21 protein-coding genes and 1 other annotated feature are annotated in these 22,926 nt (G+C 55.6%); of the genes, 4 read left to right on the top strand and 17 right to left on the bottom strand.

Features of this window, described 5'->3' with window-relative positions:
• Positions 1-40: 40 nt before the first annotated feature.
• From nhaA to dnaK, 3 genes are all read right to left on the bottom strand, one after another.
• Complete coding sequence (gene nhaA, locus NWV12_RS03135; RefSeq protein WP_048979030.1) at positions 41-1,216, bottom strand: Na+/H+ antiporter NhaA; 1,176 nt, start codon at positions 1,214-1,216, stop codon at positions 41-43.
• Positions 1,217-1,388: 172 nt separating this feature from the next.
• Complete coding sequence (dnaJ, locus tag NWV12_RS03130) at positions 1,389-2,534, bottom strand: molecular chaperone DnaJ (protein ID WP_023310347.1); 1,146 nt, start codon at positions 2,532-2,534, stop codon at positions 1,389-1,391.
• An 87-nt stretch (positions 2,535-2,621) separates the two neighbouring features.
• A complete protein-coding gene (gene dnaK, locus NWV12_RS03125) occupies positions 2,622-4,535 on the bottom strand; it encodes a molecular chaperone DnaK (RefSeq protein ID WP_024907421.1) in 1,914 nt (637 codons plus the stop codon).
• Positions 4,536-4,831: 296 nt separating this feature from the next.
• Here dnaK and satP point away from each other — a divergent pair, with 296 nt between their 5' ends.
• Complete coding sequence (gene satP, locus NWV12_RS03120; RefSeq protein ID WP_023334461.1) at positions 4,832-5,398, top strand: acetate uptake transporter; 567 nt, start codon at positions 4,832-4,834, stop codon at positions 5,396-5,398.
• Here the strand turns inward: satP and NWV12_RS03115 are convergent.
• The 3 genes from NWV12_RS03115 to tal all read right to left on the bottom strand — a co-directional run bounded on the left by NWV12_RS03115 (position 5,375) and on the right by tal (position 8,470).
• Entirely contained in the window at positions 5,375-6,697 is a 1,323-nt protein-coding gene (locus NWV12_RS03115) for an MFS transporter (RefSeq protein ID WP_101744432.1), read from the bottom strand. The two genes, satP and NWV12_RS03115, sit on opposite strands and share 24 nt — an antisense overlap.
• A gap of 121 nt (positions 6,698-6,818) precedes the next feature.
• Positions 6,819-7,406: a molybdopterin adenylyltransferase gene (gene mog, locus NWV12_RS03110; protein ID WP_023310343.1), complete on the bottom strand. Its 588-nt coding sequence runs from the start codon at positions 7,404-7,406 to the stop codon at positions 6,819-6,821.
• A gap of 110 nt (positions 7,407-7,516) precedes the next feature.
• Positions 7,517-8,470, bottom strand: coding sequence for a transaldolase (tal, locus tag NWV12_RS03105; protein ID WP_023310342.1), 954 nt, complete (start codon positions 8,468-8,470; stop codon positions 7,517-7,519).
• 262 nt (positions 8,471-8,732) lie between these two features.
• Here tal and NWV12_RS03100 point away from each other — a divergent pair, with 262 nt between their 5' ends.
• Both NWV12_RS03100 and yaaA read left to right on the top strand, forming a co-directional pair.
• Positions 8,733-10,163 carry a sodium:alanine symporter family protein gene (locus NWV12_RS03100; RefSeq protein ID WP_048979031.1) on the top strand — a complete coding sequence of 477 codons (1,431 nt, stop codon included), beginning with the start codon at positions 8,733-8,735 and terminating at the stop codon, positions 10,161-10,163.
• Positions 10,164-10,229: 66 nt separating this feature from the next.
• Complete coding sequence (yaaA, locus tag NWV12_RS03095) at positions 10,230-11,003, top strand: peroxide stress protein YaaA (protein ID WP_048979032.1); 774 nt, start codon at positions 10,230-10,232, stop codon at positions 11,001-11,003.
• Positions 11,004-11,035: 32 nt separating this feature from the next.
• On the opposite strand, the gene NWV12_RS03090 is transcribed toward yaaA, so the two are convergent.
• The 7 genes from NWV12_RS03090 to yjjY all read right to left on the bottom strand — a co-directional run bounded on the left by NWV12_RS03090 (position 11,036) and on the right by yjjY (position 17,865).
• Complete coding sequence (locus tag NWV12_RS03090; RefSeq protein WP_048979033.1) at positions 11,036-11,338, bottom strand: DUF2502 domain-containing protein; 303 nt, start codon at positions 11,336-11,338, stop codon at positions 11,036-11,038.
• A 256-nt stretch (positions 11,339-11,594) separates the two neighbouring features.
• Positions 11,595-12,881 (bottom strand): threonine synthase, encoded by a 1,287-nt coding sequence (gene thrC, locus NWV12_RS03085; protein ID WP_039260864.1) that lies wholly within the window; start codon positions 12,879-12,881, stop codon positions 11,595-11,597.
• 3 nt (positions 12,882-12,884) lie between these two features.
• Complete coding sequence (gene thrB / locus NWV12_RS03080; protein WP_023310337.1) at positions 12,885-13,814, bottom strand: homoserine kinase; 930 nt, start codon at positions 13,812-13,814, stop codon at positions 12,885-12,887.
• A gap of 1 nt (position 13,815) precedes the next feature.
• A complete protein-coding gene (thrA, locus tag NWV12_RS03075; RefSeq protein WP_048979034.1) occupies positions 13,816-16,278 on the bottom strand; it encodes a bifunctional aspartate kinase/homoserine dehydrogenase I in 2,463 nt (820 codons plus the stop codon).
• A 24-nt stretch (positions 16,279-16,302) separates the two neighbouring features.
• Positions 16,303-16,420, bottom strand: a sequence feature (Thr leader region).
• The gene (thrL, locus tag NWV12_RS03070) at positions 16,359-16,427 is read right to left on the bottom strand and encodes a thr operon leader peptide (RefSeq protein WP_015572623.1); all 69 of its coding nucleotides are present in this window, start codon (positions 16,425-16,427) and stop codon (positions 16,359-16,361) included. It overlaps the preceding feature by 62 nt.
• A 211-nt stretch (positions 16,428-16,638) precedes the next feature.
• Positions 16,639-17,325 carry a tRNA/rRNA methyltransferase gene (locus NWV12_RS03065; protein ID WP_048979035.1) on the bottom strand — a complete coding sequence of 229 codons (687 nt, stop codon included), beginning with the start codon at positions 17,323-17,325 and terminating at the stop codon, positions 16,639-16,641.
• A 399-nt stretch (positions 17,326-17,724) separates the two neighbouring features.
• Entirely contained in the window at positions 17,725-17,865 is a 141-nt protein-coding gene (yjjY, locus tag NWV12_RS03060) for a protein YjjY (protein WP_085928893.1), read from the bottom strand.
• 95 nt (positions 17,866-17,960) lie between these two features.
• Here yjjY and arcA point away from each other — a divergent pair, with 95 nt between their 5' ends.
• Positions 17,961-18,677, top strand: coding sequence for a two-component system response regulator ArcA (gene arcA / locus NWV12_RS03055; RefSeq protein ID WP_003856501.1), 717 nt, complete (start codon positions 17,961-17,963; stop codon positions 18,675-18,677).
• A gap of 45 nt (positions 18,678-18,722) precedes the next feature.
• On the opposite strand, the gene creD is transcribed toward arcA, so the two are convergent.
• Genes creD through creA form a run of 4 tightly spaced genes read right to left on the bottom strand, consistent with a single transcriptional unit; the run spans position 18,723 to position 22,730 of the window.
• Positions 18,723-20,075, bottom strand: a complete 1,353-nt coding sequence (gene creD / locus NWV12_RS03050) for a cell envelope integrity protein CreD (protein WP_048979036.1) — start codon at positions 20,073-20,075, stop codon at positions 18,723-18,725.
• A gap of 56 nt (positions 20,076-20,131) precedes the next feature.
• Positions 20,132-21,556, bottom strand: a complete 1,425-nt coding sequence (gene creC / locus NWV12_RS03045; RefSeq protein WP_033144589.1) for a two-component system sensor histidine kinase CreC — start codon at positions 21,554-21,556, stop codon at positions 20,132-20,134.
• Positions 21,556-22,245, bottom strand: a complete 690-nt coding sequence (creB, locus tag NWV12_RS03040; RefSeq protein ID WP_048979037.1) for a two-component system response regulator CreB — start codon at positions 22,243-22,245, stop codon at positions 21,556-21,558. Before creB ends, creC begins: the two co-directional genes overlap by 1 nt.
• A gap of 14 nt (positions 22,246-22,259) precedes the next feature.
• Positions 22,260-22,730 carry a protein CreA gene (creA, locus tag NWV12_RS03035; protein ID WP_023334448.1) on the bottom strand — a complete coding sequence of 157 codons (471 nt, stop codon included), beginning with the start codon at positions 22,728-22,730 and terminating at the stop codon, positions 22,260-22,262.
• Between the last annotated feature and the right edge of the window lie 196 nt (positions 22,731-22,926).

Below are 22,926 nucleotides of genomic sequence, written 5' to 3'. Positions count from 1 at the left end.
GTATGTATCGGGAGGAGGATCGCCTTCTCCCGGTGTTCCGTTATGCCTGGACAGCCTGTCCGGACAACTTCACCTTCAACAAGGTATAACCGATTACCGCGGCCAGTAATGATCCGATGAGAATGCCGAGTTTAGCCCAGACGATAAGCTCAGGCGCATGCGCACCAAACGCCAGCGTCGAGATAAAGATCGACATCGTAAACCCGATTCCACACAGCACGCCGACGGCCATAATCTGCGAAAATGTGGTGCCATGCGGCAATGACGCCAGCTTCAGCTTCGTCGCCAGCCAGCAGAAGAGGCTAATGCCCAGCGGCTTACCGATAAACAGCCCGGCAATGATGCCCAGCGGCAGCACGGACGTCAGCCCGTCCAGCGTCACGCCGCCGAGGGAAACGCCCGCGTTGGCAAACGCAAACAGCGGCAGGATCATAAAGGCAACCCACGGGTGCAGCACATGCTCCAGCTGTTTGGCAGGCGACTTGCCGTCCTGCGGCTTAAGCGGTACGAAGAAGCCCACAATCACGCCTGCCAGCGTGGCGTGCACGCCGGATTTCAGCACCGCCGTCCACAGCACCATCCCCACCAGGATATAGATACCGATGCGGCGAACATTGAAGATGTTCAGCAGCGCCAGCACCGCAATCGCCCCGGCGGCGACGCTCAGGGACAGGATCGACAGATCGCTGGTGTAGAACAGCGCGATAATCACAATGGCACCCAGGTCATCGATGATCGCCAGCGCCATCAGGAAGATTTTCAGGGCCACCGGCACGCGGCTACCGAGCAAGGCTAAGACACCGAGCGCAAAGGCGATATCCGTCGCGGCCGGGATCGCCCAGCCGTCACGCGCAACAGGATCCTGCCAGGTGAACGCCAGGAAGAGCAACGCCGGAACGACCATTCCGCCAATCGCTGCGATCACCGGAAACGCCGCGCGCTGGCGGCTGGCAAGCGAGCCCAGCACCAGCTCGCGCTTAACCTCAAGACCCACCAGCAGGAAGAACACCGCCATTAGCGCATCGTTGATCCACAGCAGCATGTTCTTATTAATTTCCAGCGCCCCGACCTTCAGCTCAACGGGCGTTTCCAGAAATGCATGGTAGAGATCCTGCGTGATGCCAAGGTTAGCCAGCACCATCGCGGCCGCTGCGGCAATAATCAGGATCACGCCACCGGACGCCTCACTGCTAAAGAAACGGTGTAGTAATTTCATTTAAGTTCTCTCTTTTACAACAATACCTCGATAAAACCATAATACCAAGCCAAATAGCTCGGCAAAAACAGATTAATGTTGAGTATAGACTCAGTTTAACCGAGCTATACGCGCAAATAAAAAAGCCCGGAATCGCTTCCGGGCTTTGAGAAGATGAAAACCAGCTAACGAATCAGCGGGTCAAATCATCGAAGAATTTTTTGACGCCATCGAAGAAGCTTTTGGAACGCGGGCTGTTTTTCTCACCCGTCGGACCGCCAAAGCTCTCCTGCAGTTCTTTCAGCAGCTGTTTCTGCTTGTCGTTCAGGCCAACCGGCGTTTCCACGACGACGCGGCACAGCAGATCGCCCTGCGCGCCACCGCGAACGGATTTAACGCCTTTCCCGCGCATGCGGAACAGCTTGCCGGTCTGGGTTTCCCCAGGCACTTTCAGGTTCACGCGACCGTCCAGCGTTGGCACTTCGATTTCGCCACCGAGTGCCGCCATCGCGAAGTTGATCGGCACTTCGCAGTACAGGTTATTACCTTCACGCTCGAAAATAGCGTGCTGTTTCACCTGCACCTGAACGTAAAGATCGCCCGCCGGTGCGCCGTGCTCCCCTGCTTCGCCCTCACCTGCCAGACGGATTCGGTCGCCCGTATCGACGCCAGCCGGGATCTTAACGGACAGAGTTTTGGTTTTCTCAACGCGACCGTGCCCGTGGCATTTGGTGCATGGATCTTTAATCAGCGTGCCGCGACCGTGACAGTGAGGACAGGCCTGCTGTACCGCGAAGAAGCCCTGACGCATCTGTACCTGACCAGAGCCGTGACAGGTAGGACAGGTCTGAGGCTGTGTGCCCGCTTTCGCGCCGCTGCCGTGGCAAACGTCACACTCTTCCAGCGTCGGGATACGGATCTCTTTGGTTACGCCGCGAACGGCCTCTTCCAGCGTCAGCTCCATGTTGTAGCGCAGGTCCGCGCCGCGCGCCGCGCGCTGACGACCGCGGCCGCCGCCGAAGATGTCGCCGAATACATCGCCAAAGATATCGCTGAAGTCAGCGCCGCCGCCAAAGCCGCCGCCACCGAATCCACCGCCGCCCATGCCGCCCTGTTCAAAGGCTGCGTGACCGTACTGGTCATAGGCCGCACGTTTTTGTGCATCGGTCAGGACTTCGTAGGCTTCTTTGATCTCTTTAAATTTGGCTTCAGCCTCTTTGTCACCCTGGTTACGGTCCGGGTGGAATTTCATGGCCAGGCGCTTGTACGCCTTTTTGATTTCACGCTCTTCCGCAGTTTTCGGAACGCCTAAAATCTCGTAATAGTCTTGCTTTGCCATTGGTTTTTTTAAGCCCCTTAACATGCGAGCACGGGCGTGGAGAGTTCTCCTACGCCCGTGCCGATTAATTACCCTGCATCAGGGCGATTATTTTTTATCTTTAACTTCTTCGAACTCAGCGTCGACAACGTCGTCGTCTTTCGCGTTGTTCGCCGAAGCGTCAGCGCCCGCCTGCTGTTGAGCGTGCTGCTGCTGAGCGATTTCCATCAGCTTCTGAGAAGCCTGCGCCAGTTCCTGCATCTTCGCTTCGATGTCCGCTTTATCTTCACCTTTCAGTGAGGATTCCAGCGCGCTCAGTGCAGCTTCGATAGCAGTCTTGTCTTCCGCTGGCAGTTTATCGCCTGCTTCTTCAACCTGCTTACGGGTGCTGTGCAGCAGATGGTCACCCTGGTTACGGGTCTGAACCAGCTCTTCGAACTTACGGTCGGATTCCGCGTTAGCTTCGGCATCGCGAACCATTTTTTCGATTTCCGCTTCGTTCAGGCCAGAAGATGCCTTGATGGTGATCTTCTGCTCTTTACCGCTGTTTTTGTCTTTCGCAGACACGTGCAGGATACCGTCAGCATCGATGTCGAAGGTGACTTCGATCTGCGGCATGCCGCGCGGTGCCGGGTTAATACCGTCCAGGTTGAACTGACCCAGAGATTTGTTATCAGCCGCACGCTTACGCTCACCCTGAATCACATGGATGGTTACCGCAGACTGGTTGTCTTCAGCGGTAGAGAATACCTGGCTGTGTTTCGTTGGGATGGTGGTGTTTTTGTTGATGAGCGCAGTCATCACTCCGCCCATGGTTTCGATACCCAGAGACAGCGGGGTAACGTCCAGCAGCAGTACGTCTTTAACTTCACCGGTCAGTACGCCACCCTGAACCGCAGCACCGATTGCGACCGCTTCGTCCGGGTTAACGTCTTTACGTGGCTCTTTACCAAAGAACTCAGCCACTTTCTTCTGAACCATTGGCATACGCGTCTGACCACCCACCAGGATAACGTCCTGGATGTCAGATACGGACAGGCCAGCGTCCTGCAGGGCAACTTTCAGCGGCTCGATTGAACGGTTCACCAGGTCTTCTACCAGGCTTTCCAGTTTCGCACGGGTCACTTTGATGTTCATGTGTTTAGGACCGGTCGCGTCTGCAGTGATGTACGGCAGGTTCACGTCGGTCTGCTGAGCGGAAGAAAGTTCGATCTTCGCTTTCTCAGCGGCTTCTTTCAGGCGCTGCATGGCCAGCGGGTCGTTACGCAGGTCAATGCCCTGATCTTTCTTGAACTCGTCAACGAGATAGTTGATCAGACGAGTATCGAAGTCTTCACCACCCAGGTGGGTATCACCGTTGGTTGCCAGAACTTCGAAGGTTTTTTCGCCATCAACTTCGTCGATTTCGATAATAGAGATATCGAAGGTACCACCACCCAGGTCGTAAACCGCGATAGTACGGTTGCCAACTTCTTTATCCAGACCGTAAGCCAGTGCAGCAGCGGTTGGTTCGTTGATGATACGTTTTACTTCCAGACCTGCGATACGGCCAGCATCTTTGGTTGCCTGACGCTGAGCATCGTTGAAGTAGGCAGGTACGGTGATAACAGCTTCAGTTACCGGCTCACCCAGGTAATCTTCAGCGGTTTTCTTCATTTTCTTCAGCACTTCAGCAGAAATCTGCGGTGGTGCAGTTTTAGCGCCTTTCACATCAAGCCATGCATCGCCGTTATCTGCCGCGATGATTTTGTAAGGCATGATGGAAACGTCACGCTGAACTTCTTCGTCCTGGAAGCGGCGGCCGATCAGGCGTTTAATCGCAAACAGGGTGTTTTGCGGGTTTGTCACTGCCTGACGTTTAGCCGGCTGACCAACCAGAGTTTCACCATCCTGGGTATAAGCAATGATAGAAGGCGTGGTGCGATCGCCCTCGGCGTTCTCCAGCACGCGTGCAGTAGTGCCATCCATAATCGCTACACAAGAGTTGGTAGTACCCAGGTCGATACCAATAATTTTACCCATCTAAACGTCTCCACTAAAAATTCAGTCAACATGTGGTTGTGTACCTGTAATAAGGGCAGAACGTGCTTTTTCAACTGCCCAGATTTGATTTTTTTCAGGTCCACACACTGCGGTTGACTACAAGATGGGGTCGCGACGGCATCCATCAAGGGGCAAGCATAAAAAAAATTTTAATTTCACCCTGATGAGATCATAGACGCCACCGATTGCGCCCATTATGATGCCGCGCCCAGTCAGGGAGAACTGACGCGGGTTTAACCATTTCACCATATTAATGATGATTTTTTTGAGGACTTATGGGCAACACTAAGTTGGCTAATCCGGCTCCGCTGGGCCTGATGGGTTTTGGCATGACCACTATCCTGCTGAACCTGCACAATATCGGGATGTTCCCGATGGATGGCATCATCCTGGCGATGGGCATTTTTTACGGCGGTATCGCGCAAATCTTCGCGGGCCTGCTGGAATATAAGAAAGGCAATACCTTCGGCTTAACCGCCTTCACCTCTTACGGTTCTTTCTGGCTGACCCTGGTTGCCATTCTGCTGCTGCCTAAAATGGGCATGGCAGACGCGGCAAACGCCCACTTCCTGGGCGTTTACCTGGGCCTGTGGGGCGTCTTCACCCTGTTCATGTTCTTCGGTACCCTGAAAGGTAACCGCATGCTGCAGTTCGTTTTCCTGAGCCTGACCGTGCTGTTCGCCCTGCTGGCGATCGGACACCTGGTGGATAACGAAGGCATCGTTCATGTTGCAGGCTGGATTGGTCTGGTTTGCGGCGCAAGCGCTATCTACCTCGCAATGGGTGAAGTGCTGAACGAACAGTTTGACCGCACCATTCTACCGATTGGTGAAAAACACTGATCCCTCTGTCGTGTCCGCTTCGCGGGCACGACATCCCTTCATCTGCCCCAGCCAAATCCCTAATCCCAGCCCCATCAACGAAAGCGCGAGTACATACCAGGCTGGCGCCATAGGCGACACGCCCATCAGCACCGTCACCGCAATCGGCGTCAGCCCGCCGAAAATGGCATACGACACGTTGTAGGAAAATGAGATCCCGGTGAAGCGTACCTCCGGCGGGAACGCGCGGACCATCACGTACGGTACCGCCCCGACAACGCCCACGCACAGCCCTACCGTGCCGTACAGCAGGAACAGCTGTTCAGGATGGCTGCCCGCCAGATGGTAAAACGCCCAGCTTGATGCGGCCAGTAACAGGCTGCCGACGATAAAGGTAACGCTGGCGCCGAAACGATCTGCCGCCAGCCCGGCGGCCAGACAGCCAAAGCAGAGCATGATTGTCGCGATACTGTTCGCCTGTAACGTCACGGCAGGGGCGAAACCGTACTGCTTTTGCAGCCACACCGGGGACATCAATATCACCACCACAATGCCCGCCGAAAGCAGCCAGGTGAGCAGCATCGACACCACCACCGCTTTTTTATGACGTACCACGACCGCCTTCACCGGCAGCTCCTGCGCCAGCGCTTTGCGCTGCTGCATCTCGAGGAAAATCGGCGTCTCCTGCAGCCAGCGGCGCAGGTACATCGCGACCAGACCAAACGCCCCGCCCAGCAGGAACGGAATACGCCAGCCCCAGTCGTGCACGGCCTGCTGCGTCATGCTGGTGTTGACAATTGTCGCGACGACGGAACCGAGCAAAATCCCTACCGTTAACCCCGCGGTTAAGGTTCCGCAGGCGATTCCAATGCGGCGCGCCGGAACATGCTCCGCGACAAACACCCACGCGCCCGGCACTTCACCGCCAATCGCCGCGCCCTGAAGAACGCGCATCAGCAACAGCAGCAACGGAGCGAGAATGCCCATCGAGGCATAGGTGGGCAGCAGACCAATAGCCAGCGTCGGCACGGCCATCAGCAGGATGCTAAGGGTAAACATCTTCTTGCGCCCGACCAGATCGCCAAAGTGGGCCATGATAATGCCGCCCAGCGGACGCGCCAGATACCCGGCGGCAAAAATGCCGAAGGTTTGCACCTGACGCAGCCAATCCGGGATATCCGCCGGGAAGAAGAGCTCTCCCACCACGGCGGCGAAGAAGACGAAGATGATAAAGTCGTAAAACTCCAGCGCACCGCCTAAGGCCGCGAGCGTGAGAGTTTTGTAGTCCTGTCGATTCAGAGGTCGGGTGTTATGTGACATAGCGAACCATTTGCGTGTATTGTGGATTTATTTTTACAGCAGTCGTAAAGAAAAAATTACTATACCGTAAAAGCTTTACCACGCCATCGCCGCTTCAGCTAATGTCACATATTGGTTAATTTCAGGAGATTGTTTCGCGACGTGCGTTTTTCGGGCGAAAAGCTGCTACCACTTTCTCATCGGTTTCCACATAGGGGCCGTCAAGGAGCTGTATACAATACGGTACACTTGCAAAGATGCCGTGAACGAGGACGCTGCCATCTTCCGCTTTCAGCCCTTCCAGCGTCTCTTTGATCGACTTCGGCTGCCCCGGCAGGTTCAGAATCAATGCCTGTTTGCGGATTACGCCCACCTGACGGGAAAGAATGGCCGTCGGGACAAAGTGTAGACTTATCTGGCGCATCTGCTCGCCAAAGCCCGGCATTTCACGATCGGCAATCGCCAGCGTTGCGTCCGGCGTCACGTCGCGGCGCGCGGGGCCGGTTCCGCCCGTCGTCAGAACAAGGTGGCAGCTCATCTCATCCACCAGCTCGCAGAGCGTCTGCTCGATGATCGGCTGTTCGTCAGGGATCAGGCGGGTCTGAATGTCAAAGGGGGTGGTCAGCGCGCTGCCAAGCCACTCTTCCAGAGCGGGGATGCCTTTATCCTGGTAAACACCGCTGGAGGCGCGGTCAGAAATCGACACTAGGCCGATGCGTAAGGTATTCATATCCATTCCATTCAAAAAGTACTGATTAAAGGGAATGATACACGCAGAGAGGAGATTCAGACAGGGTACGAAAGAAGTCGCGTGACCGGAAGCCCGGTCACGCAGAATGATTACAGCAGGTCGCCGATCATTTTTTCCAGTTTGCCCTGGTCAACAGCAAACTTACGGATACCGTCCGCCAGCTTATCGACAGCCATTGGATCCTGGTTGTGCTGCCACAGGAACTCGGATTCAGTGATGCGCTCTGGGCGCGCTTTCACTTCACCGGTGTAAGACAGCTTACGCTCGATGGTACCTTCGCTTTCTGCCAGCTCTTTCAGCAGCGCAGGGGCGATGGTCAGGCGGTCACAGCCAGCCAGCTCGATGATTTCACCGACGTTACGGAAGCTTGCGCCCATAACCACAGTCTCATAGCCGTGCTGTTTGTAGTATTCGTAGATTTCAGTAACAGAAACCACGCCTGGATCTTCAGCCGGCGCGTACTCTTTCTTATCGGTGTTGGCTTTGTACCAGTCCAGAATACGGCCCACGAACGGAGAAATCAGGTATACGCCTGCTTCTGCACATGCACGCGCCTGCGCGAAGGAGAACAGCAGGGTCAGGTTACAGTTGATACCGTCTTTTTCCAGCTGCTCTGCCGCGCGGATACCCTGCCAGGTAGAAGCCAGTTTGATCAGGATACGGTCGTTGCTGATGCCTGCATCGTTGTACATTTTGATCAGACGTTTCGCTTTGGCGATAGACGCTTCGGTGTCGTAGGAGAGACGTGCATCCACTTCGGTAGAGATACGGCCAGGAACCAGCTTCAGGATTTCCAGACCGATGTTCACTGCCAGTTTGTCGGTGGCATCCACAACCTGCTGCGCGCGGTCGTTGCTCTGTGCTTTCGCCCAGGTCACTGCGTCGTCAATCAGTTTGCGATACTCAGGGATCTGTGCGGCGTTAAGGATCAGAGAAGGGTTAGTTGTGGCATCCTGCGGCTGGTACAGCTTCATTGCCGCGATATCTCCGGTGTCAGCTACGACAGTGGTGAACTGACGAAGGGAGGTCAATTTATCCGTCATGATAGTGTTTCTCTTTTAACGTGCCCTGGATAATTCACGCTACCGACAGCATGTCTGCAGCGGAAAAATGACAGGTTTACTTGTTAGGGGGATGTAACCGGTCTGCCCTGATGATAACACGACGGAGGGGTAGCGCAACCGCAGACAGTGCGCTTAGGTAGAGTATGGTAAACTCGGAAGATTAACAGGCTGCTAAGCAACAGCATGCCCAATCAGTGGTAGCGCTTACATATTCACTTTGGCATCAACAAGAGGGACGTTAATGCCTGATTTCTTTTTCTTTATTAACGAAGTCCTGTGGGGTTCGATAATGATTTACCTGCTTCTGGGAGCAGGTATTTGGTTTACGCTACGCAGTGGGTTTATCCAGTTTCGTTATATTCGCAAGTTTGGCAGAAGTCTGAAAAACAGCGTTACGCCCCAGCCGGGCGGATTAACGTCGTTCCAGGCACTCTGTACCAGCCTGGCGGCACGCCTCGGCAGCGGGAATCTGGCGGGCGTTGCGCTGGCCATCAGCGCCGGCGGGCCAGGCGCGGTCTTCTGGATGTGGGTGACGGCGCTACTCGGAATGGCCACCTCCTTTGCCGAAAGTTCGCTCGCCCAGCTGTATAAAGAGAAAGATAAAAACGGCCAGTTTCGCGGCGGTCCTGCCTGGTACATGGCGCGTGGTTTGGGGATGCGCTGGATGGGCGTTCTGTTCTCGCTTTTTTTACTGCTCGCATACGGTCTTATTTTTAATACCGTCCAGGCAAATTCTGTCGCCAATGCCCTGCGCTATGCCTTCTCCTGCCCGGAGTGGGTCGCCGGTATTGCTTTAGCCCTCGTCGTTCTGCTCACCATTTCTGCCGGTCTCAGGGGCGTTGCCCGCCTGATGCAGTGGCTGGTTCCCGTTATGGCGCTGCTTTGGGTTGTCGCGAGCCTGTTCGTCGCCGCCCTGCATATCGACCAGGTGCCTGGCGTGATTGCGACCATCGTCAAAAGCGCTTTTGGCTGGCGCGAGGTGGCCTCCGGGGCGCTGGGCTATACCTTTAGCCAGGCGCTGATGGCGGGTTTTCAGCGGGGCATGTTCTCCAATGAAGCCGGAATGGGGTCAACCCCCAACGCGGCCGCTGCCGCCTCTTCCTGGCCGCCGCACCCGGCCGCACAGGGCATTGTGCAGATGATTGGCGTCTTTACCGATACCATTATCATCTGCTCCGCCAGCGCCATGATTTTGCTGCTGGCAGGCCCCGTCCCGCACTCCTCAGGAACCGCCGGAATACAGCTTCTCCAGCAGGCGCTGGTGAACCTGACCGGCGGCTGGGGCGCAGGGTTTGTCTCGCTCATTCTGGTGTTGTTTGCCTTCAGTTCGATTGTGGTGAATTACCTCTACGCCGAAAATAACCTTATTTTCCTGAAGCTCGACTCGCGCGCCGCAATCGGAACCCTGCAGCTCGCGGTCATTCTGATGATCATCGCTGGCTCCTTCCTCAGTATGCCGCTGGTCTGGCAGCTGGCCGATATCATAATGGCGCTAATGGCGATCACGAACCTCACTGCTATCCTGCTGCTCTCACCCGTTGTGACCCTGATTGCCAGAGACTATCTGCGTCAGCGCAAACTCGGCGTTCCTCCGGTATTTGATCCCGCCCGCTATCCCGACGTTAAGGCGCAGCTTGCCCCCGGCACGTGGGATGATTTGCCGCGGCAATAACAGCTATCGATCAATTCAGGGCGATTTTTTGCTAAAGTCGCTCTAAATTTCCTGCAAGGACTGGATATGCTGATTCTGATTTCACCTGCAAAAACGCTCGACTACCAGAGCCCGCTCGCCACCGAGCGCTATACCCAGCCTGAACTGCTGGACTACTCGCAACAGCTGATCCGCGAAGCGCGTAAGCTCTCTGCGCCGCAAATCGCCTCGCTGATGAGCATCAGCGACAAGCTGGCCGATCTTAACGCGACCCGCTTTCACGAGTGGCACCCGGATTTCACCCCGGCTAACGCTCGCCAGGCGATTCTGGCGTTTAAAGGTGATGTCTACACCGGCCTGCAGGCGGAAGATTTTAGCGAAGCCGATTTCGATTTTGCCCAGCAGCATCTGCGCATGCTGTCAGGTCTGTACGGCGTACTGCGCCCGCTGGATCTGATGCAGCCGTATCGTCTGGAGATGGGGATTCGCCTGGAAAATGCCAAAGGCAAAGACCTGTATCATTTCTGGGGCGATATCATTACCGACAAGCTGAACGCGGCGCTGCACGCTCAGGGCGATAACGTGTTGATTAACCTGGCATCCGACGAATACTACAAGTCGGTGAAGCCGAAAAAGCTGGATGCGGAGATTATCAAACCGGTGTTCCTCGACGAGAAGAACGGTAAGTTCAAAGTGATCAGCTTCTACGCCAAGAAAGCGCGAGGCCTGATGAGCCGCTACATCATCCAGAACCGCCTGACGAAACCGGAGCAGTTAACCAAATTTAACAGCGAAGGCTATTTCTTTGACGAGGCGTCGTCAGGGAAAGGCGAGCTGGTGTTTAAGCGCCACGAGCAGTAAAAACAAACCCCGCCAGCTGGCGGGGTTTTGCATTAATGGTGTTTCCAGTCCGGGCCGCGATCGTCGCGGCGGTCATCGTGGTGATGGTCATCGTGACGATCGTCGTGTTTACGATGCTCATCATGTGGGCGCCAGTGGTTATCACGCCAGTCATAATGCGCCTTCCACCAGTCGTGGTCGCGCCAGCGGCCGCCGTCCCAGTAATGCCCGTTGTTATCCCGGTCGCCAATCTGCAGTTTGACCGCCGGTACGAGGGTAATTTCAGATGCCTGAACCGCCATGGGGGCGGCCAGCACCAGTGAAAGCGCGATGAGTGCAGGTTTCAGTGTAGACACAGGTGACTCCTTATTCTTCTTGCCCAACGTGGGCCGATGTAAGGAGAGTACGCGAGGGGAACGGGGGATGTTATTCTCTGCAATCCTAAACGCTAAGTGACCGCATTTATTGGGAATTTCTGCTTTTTTCCTGCTTTTTCTCTCCTTAATTTCTCCATAAAAAAGCCGGGTGGTGGCTTCACCTTACCCGGCCTACGATGAGGTCGTCGTGGTCGTTGTAGGCCCGGTAAGGCGTAGCCGCCACCGGGCAACACAATCACGCGCGCGTCATCATCAGCTTACGCAGCGCGGCAAAATCCGCGGGCAGCTCATGTGACAGCAGCGGCAGGTCGGCGCGCTCGGCCAGCTCTTTCGGAAGCGGCAGCGTTTCGCCCAGGATCGCTTCCACGCTCTCTTTGAACTTCGCCGGATGCGCGGTGCCCAGGAACAGGCCATATTCACCCGGGTTAAGCTGGTCGCGCAGCGCGCGGTAGGCAATCGCCGCGTGCGGTTCAGAGGTATACCCCACCGCCTTCAGCTCGCGCATGGTCTCTTTGGTGGTTTCATCCGTCACCGCGGCGTAGCCCAGGTCACCCAGACGCCAGATCTTACGGCGGAACAGCTCTTCCACTCGCGGCCAGTTATTCGGCTGTGACACATCCATCGCGTTGGAGAGCGTCGCCTGCGTGGCGTTCGGCGCCCACTTCCCGTCTTTCAGGAAGCGCGGCACGGTGTCGTTGGCGTTGGTCGCGGCGATAAAGCGTTTCACCGGCAGACCCAGGGATTTCGCCAGCAGACCTGCAGTCAGGTCACCGAAGTTACCGCTCGGCACGGAGATCACCAGCTGGTTGCGCGCTTCCTGCGGCAGTTGCGCCACCGCTTCGAAGTAGTAGCAGATCTGCGCCAGCAGACGGCTGATGTTGATGGAGTTGGCAGAGTTCAGACCCAGAGCCACCTTCAGCTCTTCGTCGTCGAAGGCCTGCTTGACCAGCGCCTGGCAGGCATCGAAATCGCCGTCAATTGCCACGGTTTCAATGTTGCCGCCGAGCGTACAGAACAGTTTTTCCTGCAGCGGGCTGATTTTGCCTTTCGGATAGAGGATCACCACGCGGACGTTTTTCAGGCCATAGAAAGCATGCGCCACCGCCGCACCGGTATCGCCGGAGGTCGCGGTCAGGATGGTCACCGGTTTGTCGCCGCTGATGTGGGTCAGCATCTGCGCCATAAAGCGGCCGCCGAAGTCTTTAAACGCCAGGGTCGGACCGTGGAACAGCTCCAGGCAGCCAACGTCAGGCTCAACCTGCTTCACCGGCGCCGGGAAAGCGAACGCCGCACGCACGCGCTCTTCCAGAAGCTCCTGCGGAATTTCGTCGCCGATAAACGCAGACAGAATTTTGGTGCTGCGGGTGACGAAGTCCTGCTTCAGCAGCTCGTCGATCTCGGTCAGCTGGAATTCCGGCAGGTCATGCGGGAAGAACAGCCCCTGATTTTTGCCCAGCCCCTGAGTTACCGCCTGCGCGAAGCTGACCTGCTCGTTATGATCTTTAAGGTTATAGAGTTTCATTAATTATCCCAGTACTCGTGCGCCAGCCGTGTCCAGACGGCAAATATGAACAAAGCCTTCCTGATTTTGCAGGTAGTGTTTAGAGAGCCAGTCCGCCACGCGCTGCGCGGTGTCAGGCTTGTCGCACAGGGCGAACAGCGTCGGGCCGGAGCCGGAGATGCCGCACGCCTGCGCGCCGATATCCATCGATGCCTGTCGCGCCTCGTTAAAGCCGGGCAGCAGCTTCGTGCGGTACGGCTCGGCAATGACGTCCTTCATCAGCTTCGCCGCCAGCTGCGGCTGACGGGTGTAGCAGGCGTGGATAAAGCCCGCCAGATGACGCCCGTGGGCGATGCAGTCCTGACGACGATACTGCGCGGGCAGGATCGCACGCGCTTCCGCGGTAGAGACCTTAATGCCCGGATAGGCCAGCACCCACAGCCACTCATCAAACCCTGGCACCTGCTGGCTGATGATGCCATTTTCTTCGATCATCAGCTGCATGCCGCCGAGGAAGCACGGCGCCACGTTATCATAGTGAATGCTGCCGGAGATGCGCCCTTCCAGCTCGCCCATCAACCCCAGCAGACGGTTGTTGTTCAGCGGCTTGCCGCAGTGCTCGTTCATCGCCACCAGCGCGGCGACCACCGAACAGGCGCTGGAACCCAGTCCCGAGCCAATCGGCATGCTTTTTTCCAGCGTCATGGCGACCGGCACGTTTTTGCCGATCTCCTGACAGAAGCGTTCCCAGCACTGATAGACGATATTCTCGCGCGGGTCGGACGGCAGTTTGCTGGCGAAGCGGCCCACGTTATTCAGGCTGAAGCTGTCTGCCGCTTCCACCGTGACCGTATCGCCCAGCAGTGAACCATCCACCGGCGTCACCGCCGCGCCCAGCACGTCAAATCCGACGCTCATATTCGCGCTGGAAGCCGGGGCATAAACTTTGACCATGTTAAACTCCTAACTTCCATGACAGGGTACGCAGCAGATCGGCAAACACACCCGCCGCCGTAACATCGTTCCCTGCGCCATAGCCGCGAAGCACCAGCGGCAATGGCTGATAATAGTGGCTGTAAAACGCGAGGGCGTTTTCGCCGTTTTTAACTTTGTACAGCGGGTCGTTGCCATCCACTTCGGCAATCTTCACCCGGCACACGCCATCTTCTTCAATGTTGCCAACATAGCGCAATACCTTACCTTCATCACGGGCTTTCGCAACGCGCGCGGCAAAAGCATCGTCAAGCTGCGGCAAATTTGCCATGAATGCAGCGACATCACCGCTGCTGTCAAATTCTACTGGCAGCACCGGTTCAATCACGATATCAGAAAGCTCAAGCTCACGGCCCGTTTCACGTGCCAGAATCAGCAGCTTGCGCGCCACGTCCATACCGGAGAGATCGTCACGCGGATCCGGCTCGGTATAGCCCAGCTCGCGCGCGGCGCGGGTCGCTTCCGAGAGGCTCATGCCTTCATCCAGCTTGCCGAAGATAAAGGACAGCGAGCCGGAGAGAATGCCGGAGAAACGCTGCAGCTCGTCGCCCGCGTTCAGCAGGTTCTGCAGGTTCTCGATAACCGGCAGCCCCGCGCCCACGTTGGTGTCGTACAGGAACTTGCGGCGCGACTTGCTCGCCGCCAGACGCAGCTGGTGATAGTAATCCATCGACGAGGTGTTGGCCTTTTTGTTCGGCGTCACCACGTGGAAACCTTCGCGCAGGAAGTCGGCGTACTGATCGGCCACCGCCTGGTTCGAGGTACAGTCGACAATCACCGGGTTAAGCAGGTGGTACTCTTTCACCAGACGGATCAGGCGGCCCAGGTTGAACGGCTCTTTCGCCTCGTTCATCTCGGCCTGCCAGTTCTCCAGGTTCAGACCGTGAACGTTGGTGAGCAGCGCTCTGGAGTTGGCAATTCCGCAGACGCGCAGATCGATATGTTTCTTCTTCAGCCACTCCTGCTGACGCTTCACCTGCTCCAGCAGCGCGCCGCCCACCCCGCCGACGCCAATCAGGAACAGCTCGATAACCTGATCGGTGTTGAACAGCATCTGGTGAACCACGCGTACGCCGGTGGTGGCGTCATCATTGTCCACGACAACAGAAATTGAACGCTCAGACGAGCCCTGAGCAATCGCCACGATATTGATATTGGCGCGCGCCAGCGCGGCAAAGAACCTGGCGGAGATACCCCGCAGCGTACGCATGCCGTCGCCGACCACGGAGATAATCGCCAGACGCTCCTGAATGGCGAGCGGCTCCAGCAGCTCTTCTTTGAGTTCCAGATAGAACTCCTCCTCCAGCGCGCGACGGGCGCGCAGGCAGTCAGCCTGCGGCACGCAGAAGCTGATGCTGTATTCGGAAGAAGACTGGGTAATCAGCACCACCGAGATACCGTTGCGGGACATAGCCGCAAAGACGCGCGCCGCCATGCCGACCATCCCCTTCATCCCCGGGCCGGAGACGCTGAACATCGCCATGTTGTTCAGGTTGGAGATGCCTTTGACCGGCAAACCGTCTTCATCGGTACTCGCGCCAATCAGCGTACCCGGCGCCTGCGGGTTACCGGTGTTTTTAATCAGGCAAGGGATCTGGAACTGGGCAATCGGGGAGATGGTACGAGGGTGAAGCACTTTGGCGCCGAAGTAGGAAAGCTCCATCGCTTCCTGGTACGACATCGACTTCAGCAGCCTGGCGTCCGGAACCTGGCGCGGGTCACAGGTATAAACGCCGTCGACGTCAGTCCAGATCTCACAACAGTCCGCGCGTAAACAGGCGGCCAGCACGGCGGCGGAGTAGTCGGAGCCGTTACGGCCCAGCACCACCAGCTCGCCCTTCTCGTTACCGGCGGTGAAGCCTGCCATCAGGATCATATGGTCAGAAGGAATTTTGCTTGCGGCGATACGGCGGGTTGATTCGGCAATATCAACGGTGGATTCGAGGTAGTGGCCCACCGCCAGCAGTTTTTCAACCGGGTCGATCACGGTCACGCTATGTCCGCGCGCTTCCAGCACGCCGGCCATGATGGCGATAGAGAGTTTTTCGCCCCGGCAGATCAGCGCCGCGTTGACGCTGTCCGGGCACTGGCCGAGAAGGCTGATGCCGTGCAGGACATGTTTGATTTGCGCGAATTCCTGCTCAACGAAGGACTTCAGCTGAGCGTGTGGGAAGCCTGGCAGCGCCTCTGCCAGCCCTTGCAGCAAGTCAGCGAAGATACGCTCTGCGTCGCTGATGTTCGGGAGTGCATCCTGGCCACCGATGGTTTTTTCAATCATCGCCACCAGATGGTTCGTGATTTTTGCCGGGGCAGAGAGCACGGTAGCAACCTGCCCCTGCCTGGCGTTGCTTTCCAGGATATCGGCAACACGCAGAAAACGTTCTGCATTTGCCACTGATGTACCGCCGAACTTCAACACTCGCATGGTTCTACCTCGTTTCCTTTAGCCGAAAAAAAAGCCCGCACTGTTCAGGTGCGGGCTTTTTTTTGTTTTTCCTGTACGCGTCAGCCCGCATCGTTACCTGTGGTAATGATGATGGTTGTAGTAATGGTGGTGATGCTGATGCGTTTCATGGATGTTGTGTACTCTGTCATTATTATCTGTCTGTCCTGTATTCTTTTAGGGTTAAAGGATCGGGCACCTTAAGTCAACGAATTTTTAATTTGATCACAATTCAGGAGACTCTCACGTCCCGCTGTTTGCAGATTTATTTTCATCCGATTCGCCCAAGTGCAACCCATCAGTACAGACTTATTCGCCATAGTAAAAACTTATGACAGGATTTTACTCCGCCAATTTTTTTTCAATATCGTGCAGCAAACGGTGCAGCATTGCGGTGTCCCGCTGCTCAAGACGGCCCAAACGCTGCTGCAGCCAGTAAGCCATTTTCTGATCGTCCGCCACCCCCAGCTGAGACAATAGTTGCTCAACGCGAGCGCGCAGCGCAGCCAGCTGATTTTCATTTGCCCCTTCTGCCGGAGGTTGAGGGATTTGTATTAGGGAGGCTAATTGATAGCAATAGACCATGACCGCCTGGCCTAAATTCAGGGAGGGATAATCGGCGACCATCGGCGCACCGGTAAGAACGTCCGCCAGCTCCAGCTCTTCGTTGGTTAATCCGGAATCTTCGCGACCAAACACCAGCGCGGCTTTATCCAGCCACTGGCTTTTCTCGCTCAACATCGGCACCAGCTCCGCTGGCGTGGCATAGTAATGGAACTTCGCACGGCTGCGCGCGGTGGTCGCAACGGTAAACGAAATGTCGTGCAGCGCATCAGCAAGCGTCGCGTAAGTGGTTATATTATCGAGGATATCGCCCGATCCGTGCGCGACCCAACGAGCCGCAGGCTCCAGGTGGGCAGTGCTGTCCACGATACGTAAATCGGTGAATCCCATGGTCTTCATGGCGCGCGCGGCAGCGCCTATATTTTCGGCTCTGGCTGGGGCAACCAGTACAATCGACAGATGCATTTATGCTCTCTTTTTAATCAGTTAGCGGGCAAAAATGTGATGCACTTCAACATATTACGCGGCGCGAATTTACAAAAATGCAACACAAATCACCGAAATAGCGTTTCATAACAAATTAAAAACGCTAAACTATTCCTTGTCTGAACAATCAGTTAGAATGTTAACAGAACACTATTATCCCCATGTTTTATAATGATAATAGCGACATGAATACCCTATTCTGATTGGATTCGCTTCGTTTATAAATCAATGTCCGCAACTAGTTGGTTTATTGAAAAATTGTGACAAAGGCTAGCATTCGGCTACGATGATTTCATCAAACTGTTAACGTGCTACAATTGAACTTGATATATGTCAACGAAGCGTAGTTTTATTGGGTGTCTGGTGTCACTTAGCCTGTTATGTTGCTGTTAAAATGGTTAGGATGACAGCCGTTTTTGACACTGTCGGGTCCAAAGGGAAAGTACCCAAGACCAAGCTAATGATGTTGTTGACGTTGATGGAAAGTGCATCAAGAACGCAATTACGTACTTTAGTCACGTTAAGCCGATCATGTTAATTTGCGACATGCATCAGGCAGGTCAGGGACTTTTGTACTTCCTGTTTCGATTTAGTTGGCAATTTAGGTAGCAAACATGCAGACCCCGCACATTCTTATCGTTGAAGACGAGTTGGTAACACGCAACACGTTAAAGAGCATTTTCGAAGCAGAAGGCTACGATGTCTTTGAAGCGACCGATGGCGCAGAGATGCATCAGATCCTTTCTGAAAATGATATCAACCTGGTGATCATGGATATTAACCTGCCGGGCAAAAACGGTCTTCTTCTGGCGCGCGAACTGCGCGAGCAGGCGAACGTCGCGTTAATGTTCCTGACGGGCCGTGATAACGAAGTTGATAAAATTCTTGGCCTGGAAATCGGTGCGGATGACTACATCACCAAGCCGTTCAATCCTCGCGAGTTAACCATTCGTGCACGCAACCTGCTGTCCCGCACCATGAACCTGGGTACGGTCAGCGAAGAGCGTCGTAGCGTAGACAGCTACAAATTCAACGGCTGGGAACTTGATATCAATAGCCGTTCGCTGATTAGCCCGAACGGTGAGCAGTATAAACTGCCGCGCAGTGAATTCCGCGCGATGCTGCACTTCTGCGAAAACCCGGGCAAAATTCAGTCCCGTGCAGAGCTGCTGAAGAAAATGACCGGCCGTGAGCTGAAACCGCACGACCGTACCGTAGACGTGACCATTCGTCGTATTCGTAAGCATTTCGAATCTACGCCAGATACGCCGGAAATCATCGCCACGATCCACGGCGAAGGGTATCGTTTCTGCGGCGATCTGCAAGAGTAATCCCGCAGTTAACGCATTAAAAAACGGCGCATTTGCGCCGTTTTTTTATTTCCAGATCCGCATCGTATCGTTATCAGATGCTGCGGGTGGCTCTGGTCGCTTCGGCTGAGAGAGCGAGTACCAGTCGAAATGCCGGGTCAGGTACATCACCGCGAACAGCGCCAGGGCAAGAACAGCAGAGCCCAGTAGCAATGCGCTGTCCTCCGAGCGCAGCAGGAACCACATCACGACATCCAGTCCGAGTAGTGCCAGCACAAACAGCCCGCTGCGTTTCCAGCTTTTCAGCACGGCCTGCAGGTACATTCCGTTCATCGCTGCGCCAACCAGGCTTGCAACAACCCAGGCTGGCGTAAACCCGACGTGTTCAGACAGCGCCAGCAACACCAGATAGAACAGGACCAGCGACAGCCCCACCAGCAGATACTGCATCGGATGAAGGCGTAATCCGGTTAAGGTTTCGAAGACAAAGAAAGCCATAAACGTCAGCGCAATCAACAAAATAGCGTATTTAATTGCCCGGTCGGTCAATTGATACTGGTCGGCTGGCGTCGCTACCGTCACGCTAAAGGCCGGGAGCGCCTCCCACTCCGGCGACTCCTTGCCGTAGAACCAGCTCTCAAGGTTATTTGCAAACCAGCTGCTCTGCCAGTTCGCCTGGAAACCAGACTCACCTATCTGATGCTTAACAGGGAGATAATCGCCCATAAAACCCGGATGCGGCCAGTTGCTGTTGAGCGTCATTTCGCTATTACGCCCTACCGGCACCACCGCAAAACTGCCGGTTCCCGCCAGGCTGAGGGACATATCAAGCGCAAACGTTTTGGCTTCCAGCGCTTTGTCGGTCAGCGGGATGTGGATCCCAGCAAGCGCACCGTAGACGCCTGAACCGGGTTCCACGCTTAGGGTCTCACCATTGATTTTAGAGATACTGACCGCGCCAATACCCCGCGCGTCGCCAACGCCCGTCACGATAAACGGCTGCCCTGTCGCGATCGTTTCCCCTTTCAACTGCTTCAGCTCTTCGGTATTAAACTGCGCTTTTATCTTCAGGTCCGTGTTCCAGATCTGCCCGTCATAGATACCAATATTTCTCAACTCAACGCGTTGGTTCCCTTCAACAACCAGAGATTCCGGCAGAATGAAATGCATGTAGCTTTTCTTGTATTCGACCTTCTTCTCATCCTCTATCTTGTAAAAGATCTCCGTCATCGGAATCGCAATCATCGGGCCGACCAGTTTTTGCGGTCCGCTGGTACTCTGGCGCAGCGTATTTTCGACATCGTTGCGGTAGCTCTCGCGCTCTGAAATCAGGTTACTGACCATAAACAGCGGAACTAACAGCAGCAGGATGCACCCCAGCAGGGTGCTAATTTTCCAGAACAGTGGGGATTTCATCATTACGTCTCCTTTGTGATGAGGAGAGCGTAACCAGGCCGTGTGGGGTTAGTTTGAAGTTATGTGAAGGGACGGTGAAGTATCAGCGTGGCCATCACGCCACCTTCATCACGATTACGCAATGTAATCTCTCCCTGATGCAGACGCGCCACCTCCTGAACAAACGCCAGCCCGAGCCCGCTGCTCTTCAATCCGTTCTCCCGCGGCAGAGAATAAAAGCGCTCAAAAATACGATCCAGCGCGTAATCCGGGATCCCGCTTCCGCTGTCGGTGACGATCAGCTGTATCTGCCCCTGCACTTCCCGGGCCGCCAGTTCAATGGCGCCGCCCTGCGGCGTAAAATCGATAGCGTTATCCAGTAAATTACCGAGTGCCTGTTCGAGAAGGTCGGGATCGCCTTCAACATGAATCGAAGCGGGCTGAAGGGTCAGTACAATCTCTTTTGCTGCCAACAGCGCCGAGCGCGCGTCGGCAAGACGCGTAAACAGCAGGTCGACACGGACGATCTGAGGCGTAATTTCGACCCGATTTTCAAGACGCGACTGAGTGAGCAGTTTTTCAACCAGCGACTGCATACGCGCGTTTTGCACCAGAATATTATCGATAAACCGCGCGGCCACCTGCGGCGGCGGCTGCTCGGAGAGAATTTCCGCCGCGCCGCGTATGGCGGCGATGGGGCTTTTCAGCTCGTGGGTCAGCGCATGGACATAGTGTTCAATGTAGTTTTTCCCTTCCAGGCGAATGCGCATACTCTCCAGCGCCAATGCCAGCTTGTGCAGTTCGCTACTGCCAGGATTAGGCAGCGGGAGAGGCGTATCCGTGGTCACCGAGTCGGCATAGCGCGATAACGTCGCGATAGATCGATTGATCCACCACGCCACAACGAGGCCAATCAGCAGGGCAATGCCGAGCAGCGCCCCGCCTGCCCACAGGATCCGCCGCTCGCTGCGATGGATAACCGGTGCCATCGCGCTGTTAGGTTTCCCGACCGACACCACGCCGATAATCTTGCCCTGCTCCACAACCGGCGCGGCAACATACATCACCGTGCTCTCCGGATCGTCGGGATGGCTTTGCGTACTGCGCGCGCCGTATTCGCCGCGAAGCGTCAGCCAGACGTCGTTCCAGCGCGAGTAATCTTGCCCCACGGCCAGACCGGCGGAATCAAATACCACTCTGCCCTGCGCATCGGTCATGTAGACGTGGTACTCGTTACGCACTTTATGAATCCCGCCGATATTAGCGCGGAAAGGGCGCTGATGAAGCTGAGAAAAGGCCTGGGCCAGTTTGCCCTGCTGCGCATGACCCGAAAGCAAATCGTCACGTCCAATTTCAGCCAACAGGGTCGCGGTGTCGATTAACGTGCCCTCGGTTGCCCTGCGCACGCCGGGTTTTACTTCCTGAACAAAGATCGACAGCACAAACCACGCGGCGATGGCCACGATCAGGAAGTACCCCAGCAATAGCCGCATCCCAATGCGCATCAGTAAAGGCCCAGACTGTAGCCCATACCGCGATGGGTGCTGATGGGTGACAGTTCCTCGTTCACCGCCCGCAGTTTGGCGCGCAGGGTTTTGATGTGGGTGTCCACGGTACGATCGAAGCTGTCGCCGTCTTCACCCCACACCTTGTCCATGAGCTGCTGACGAGAAAAGACCCGCCCGGGGGCCTGCAACAAGGTTTTGAGCAGCAAGAATTCATAGCGGGTCAGGGGCAGTGCTTCACCGCACCAGCTAATTCGCGCGGCAGGCTCGTTCAGTTCAAACTGCCCGATACGCAACGTTGCTGCTGGCGCAGCGGATTTTTGCATGCGCCGTAAAATCGTCCGCACCCGGGCGCAGACTTCACGAGGGGAGAAAGGTTTCGCAACGTAGTCATCAGCCCCCATTTCCAGGCCAAGCAGCTTGTCTACCTCATCACTGCGCGCCGTCAGAAACAGCACGGGCAGTGAGGGATGCTGCGCCAGAAGCTGGCGGCAAAGCTCAAATCCACTGATGTCCGGCAGCCCGACGTCCAGAATAGCGAGCGCCGGAACCTGCCGCCGCGCCTCCTCCAGCACGGGTAAACCGCGTTCAAACGCCTTTACCGCGAATCCTTCCTGCTGAAGCATGTAGATCAGCGTATCGGCGATACTGGTTTCGTCTTCAACCAGCCAGACCACAGGTTGTTGCATAGTTCATCCCTGAATTAATGCCACGGCATAATCGGCACCGCGCTGATCGCGTTTTTCGGCGAGCCTTCCACCACTTTGTCAGAGTAGGCAAGGTAAGCCAGGGTGTTGCGTTTGGCATCATAGAAACGCACCACCTGCAGCTTTTTGAACACCAGTGAGGTCCGTTTCTGGAACACCACGTCGCCCTGCGCTTTGCCGTTTTTAATTTTATCACTCAATTCAACTGGCCCCACCTGCTGACAGGAAATCGCCGCATCGGAGGTATCTTCCGCCAGTCCCAGCCCGCCTTTGATACCACCCGTTTTCGCGCGGCTGACGTAGCAGGTGACGTTTTTCACGTCCGGATCGTCAAACGCCTCCACCACGATTTTGTGGTCCGGGCCGAACATTTTGAACACGGTATCGACGGAGCCAATCTGTTCTGCCTGCGCCACGCGTCCAACCATCAGCATCAACGCGGTGAAGATCAAAGTCTTGTATTTCATATTGTTACCATTCTTTAAAATTACACTGAGCGATTATTCAACACTTTAGACAAAAATGTAGCAAGATCACAGGATTAGAATATATCTGCCTGTAATGTGCTCTAAAAAGCATGAATGCGCAAAAAAAACACTGAATGCTAAAACATCAAAAAATGCTATTATCCGCTAACCTGTTATCAGGCACCTGCTGTTTTAA

Source organism: Enterobacter sp. Crenshaw (assembly GCF_024734705.1).
In the GTDB taxonomy this organism is placed as follows: Bacteria; Pseudomonadota; Gammaproteobacteria; order Enterobacterales; family Enterobacteriaceae; genus Enterobacter; species Enterobacter asburiae_B.
Note: the sequence above shows the minus strand (reverse complement) of the source record. Positions and strands in the feature narration are given on the sequence as shown.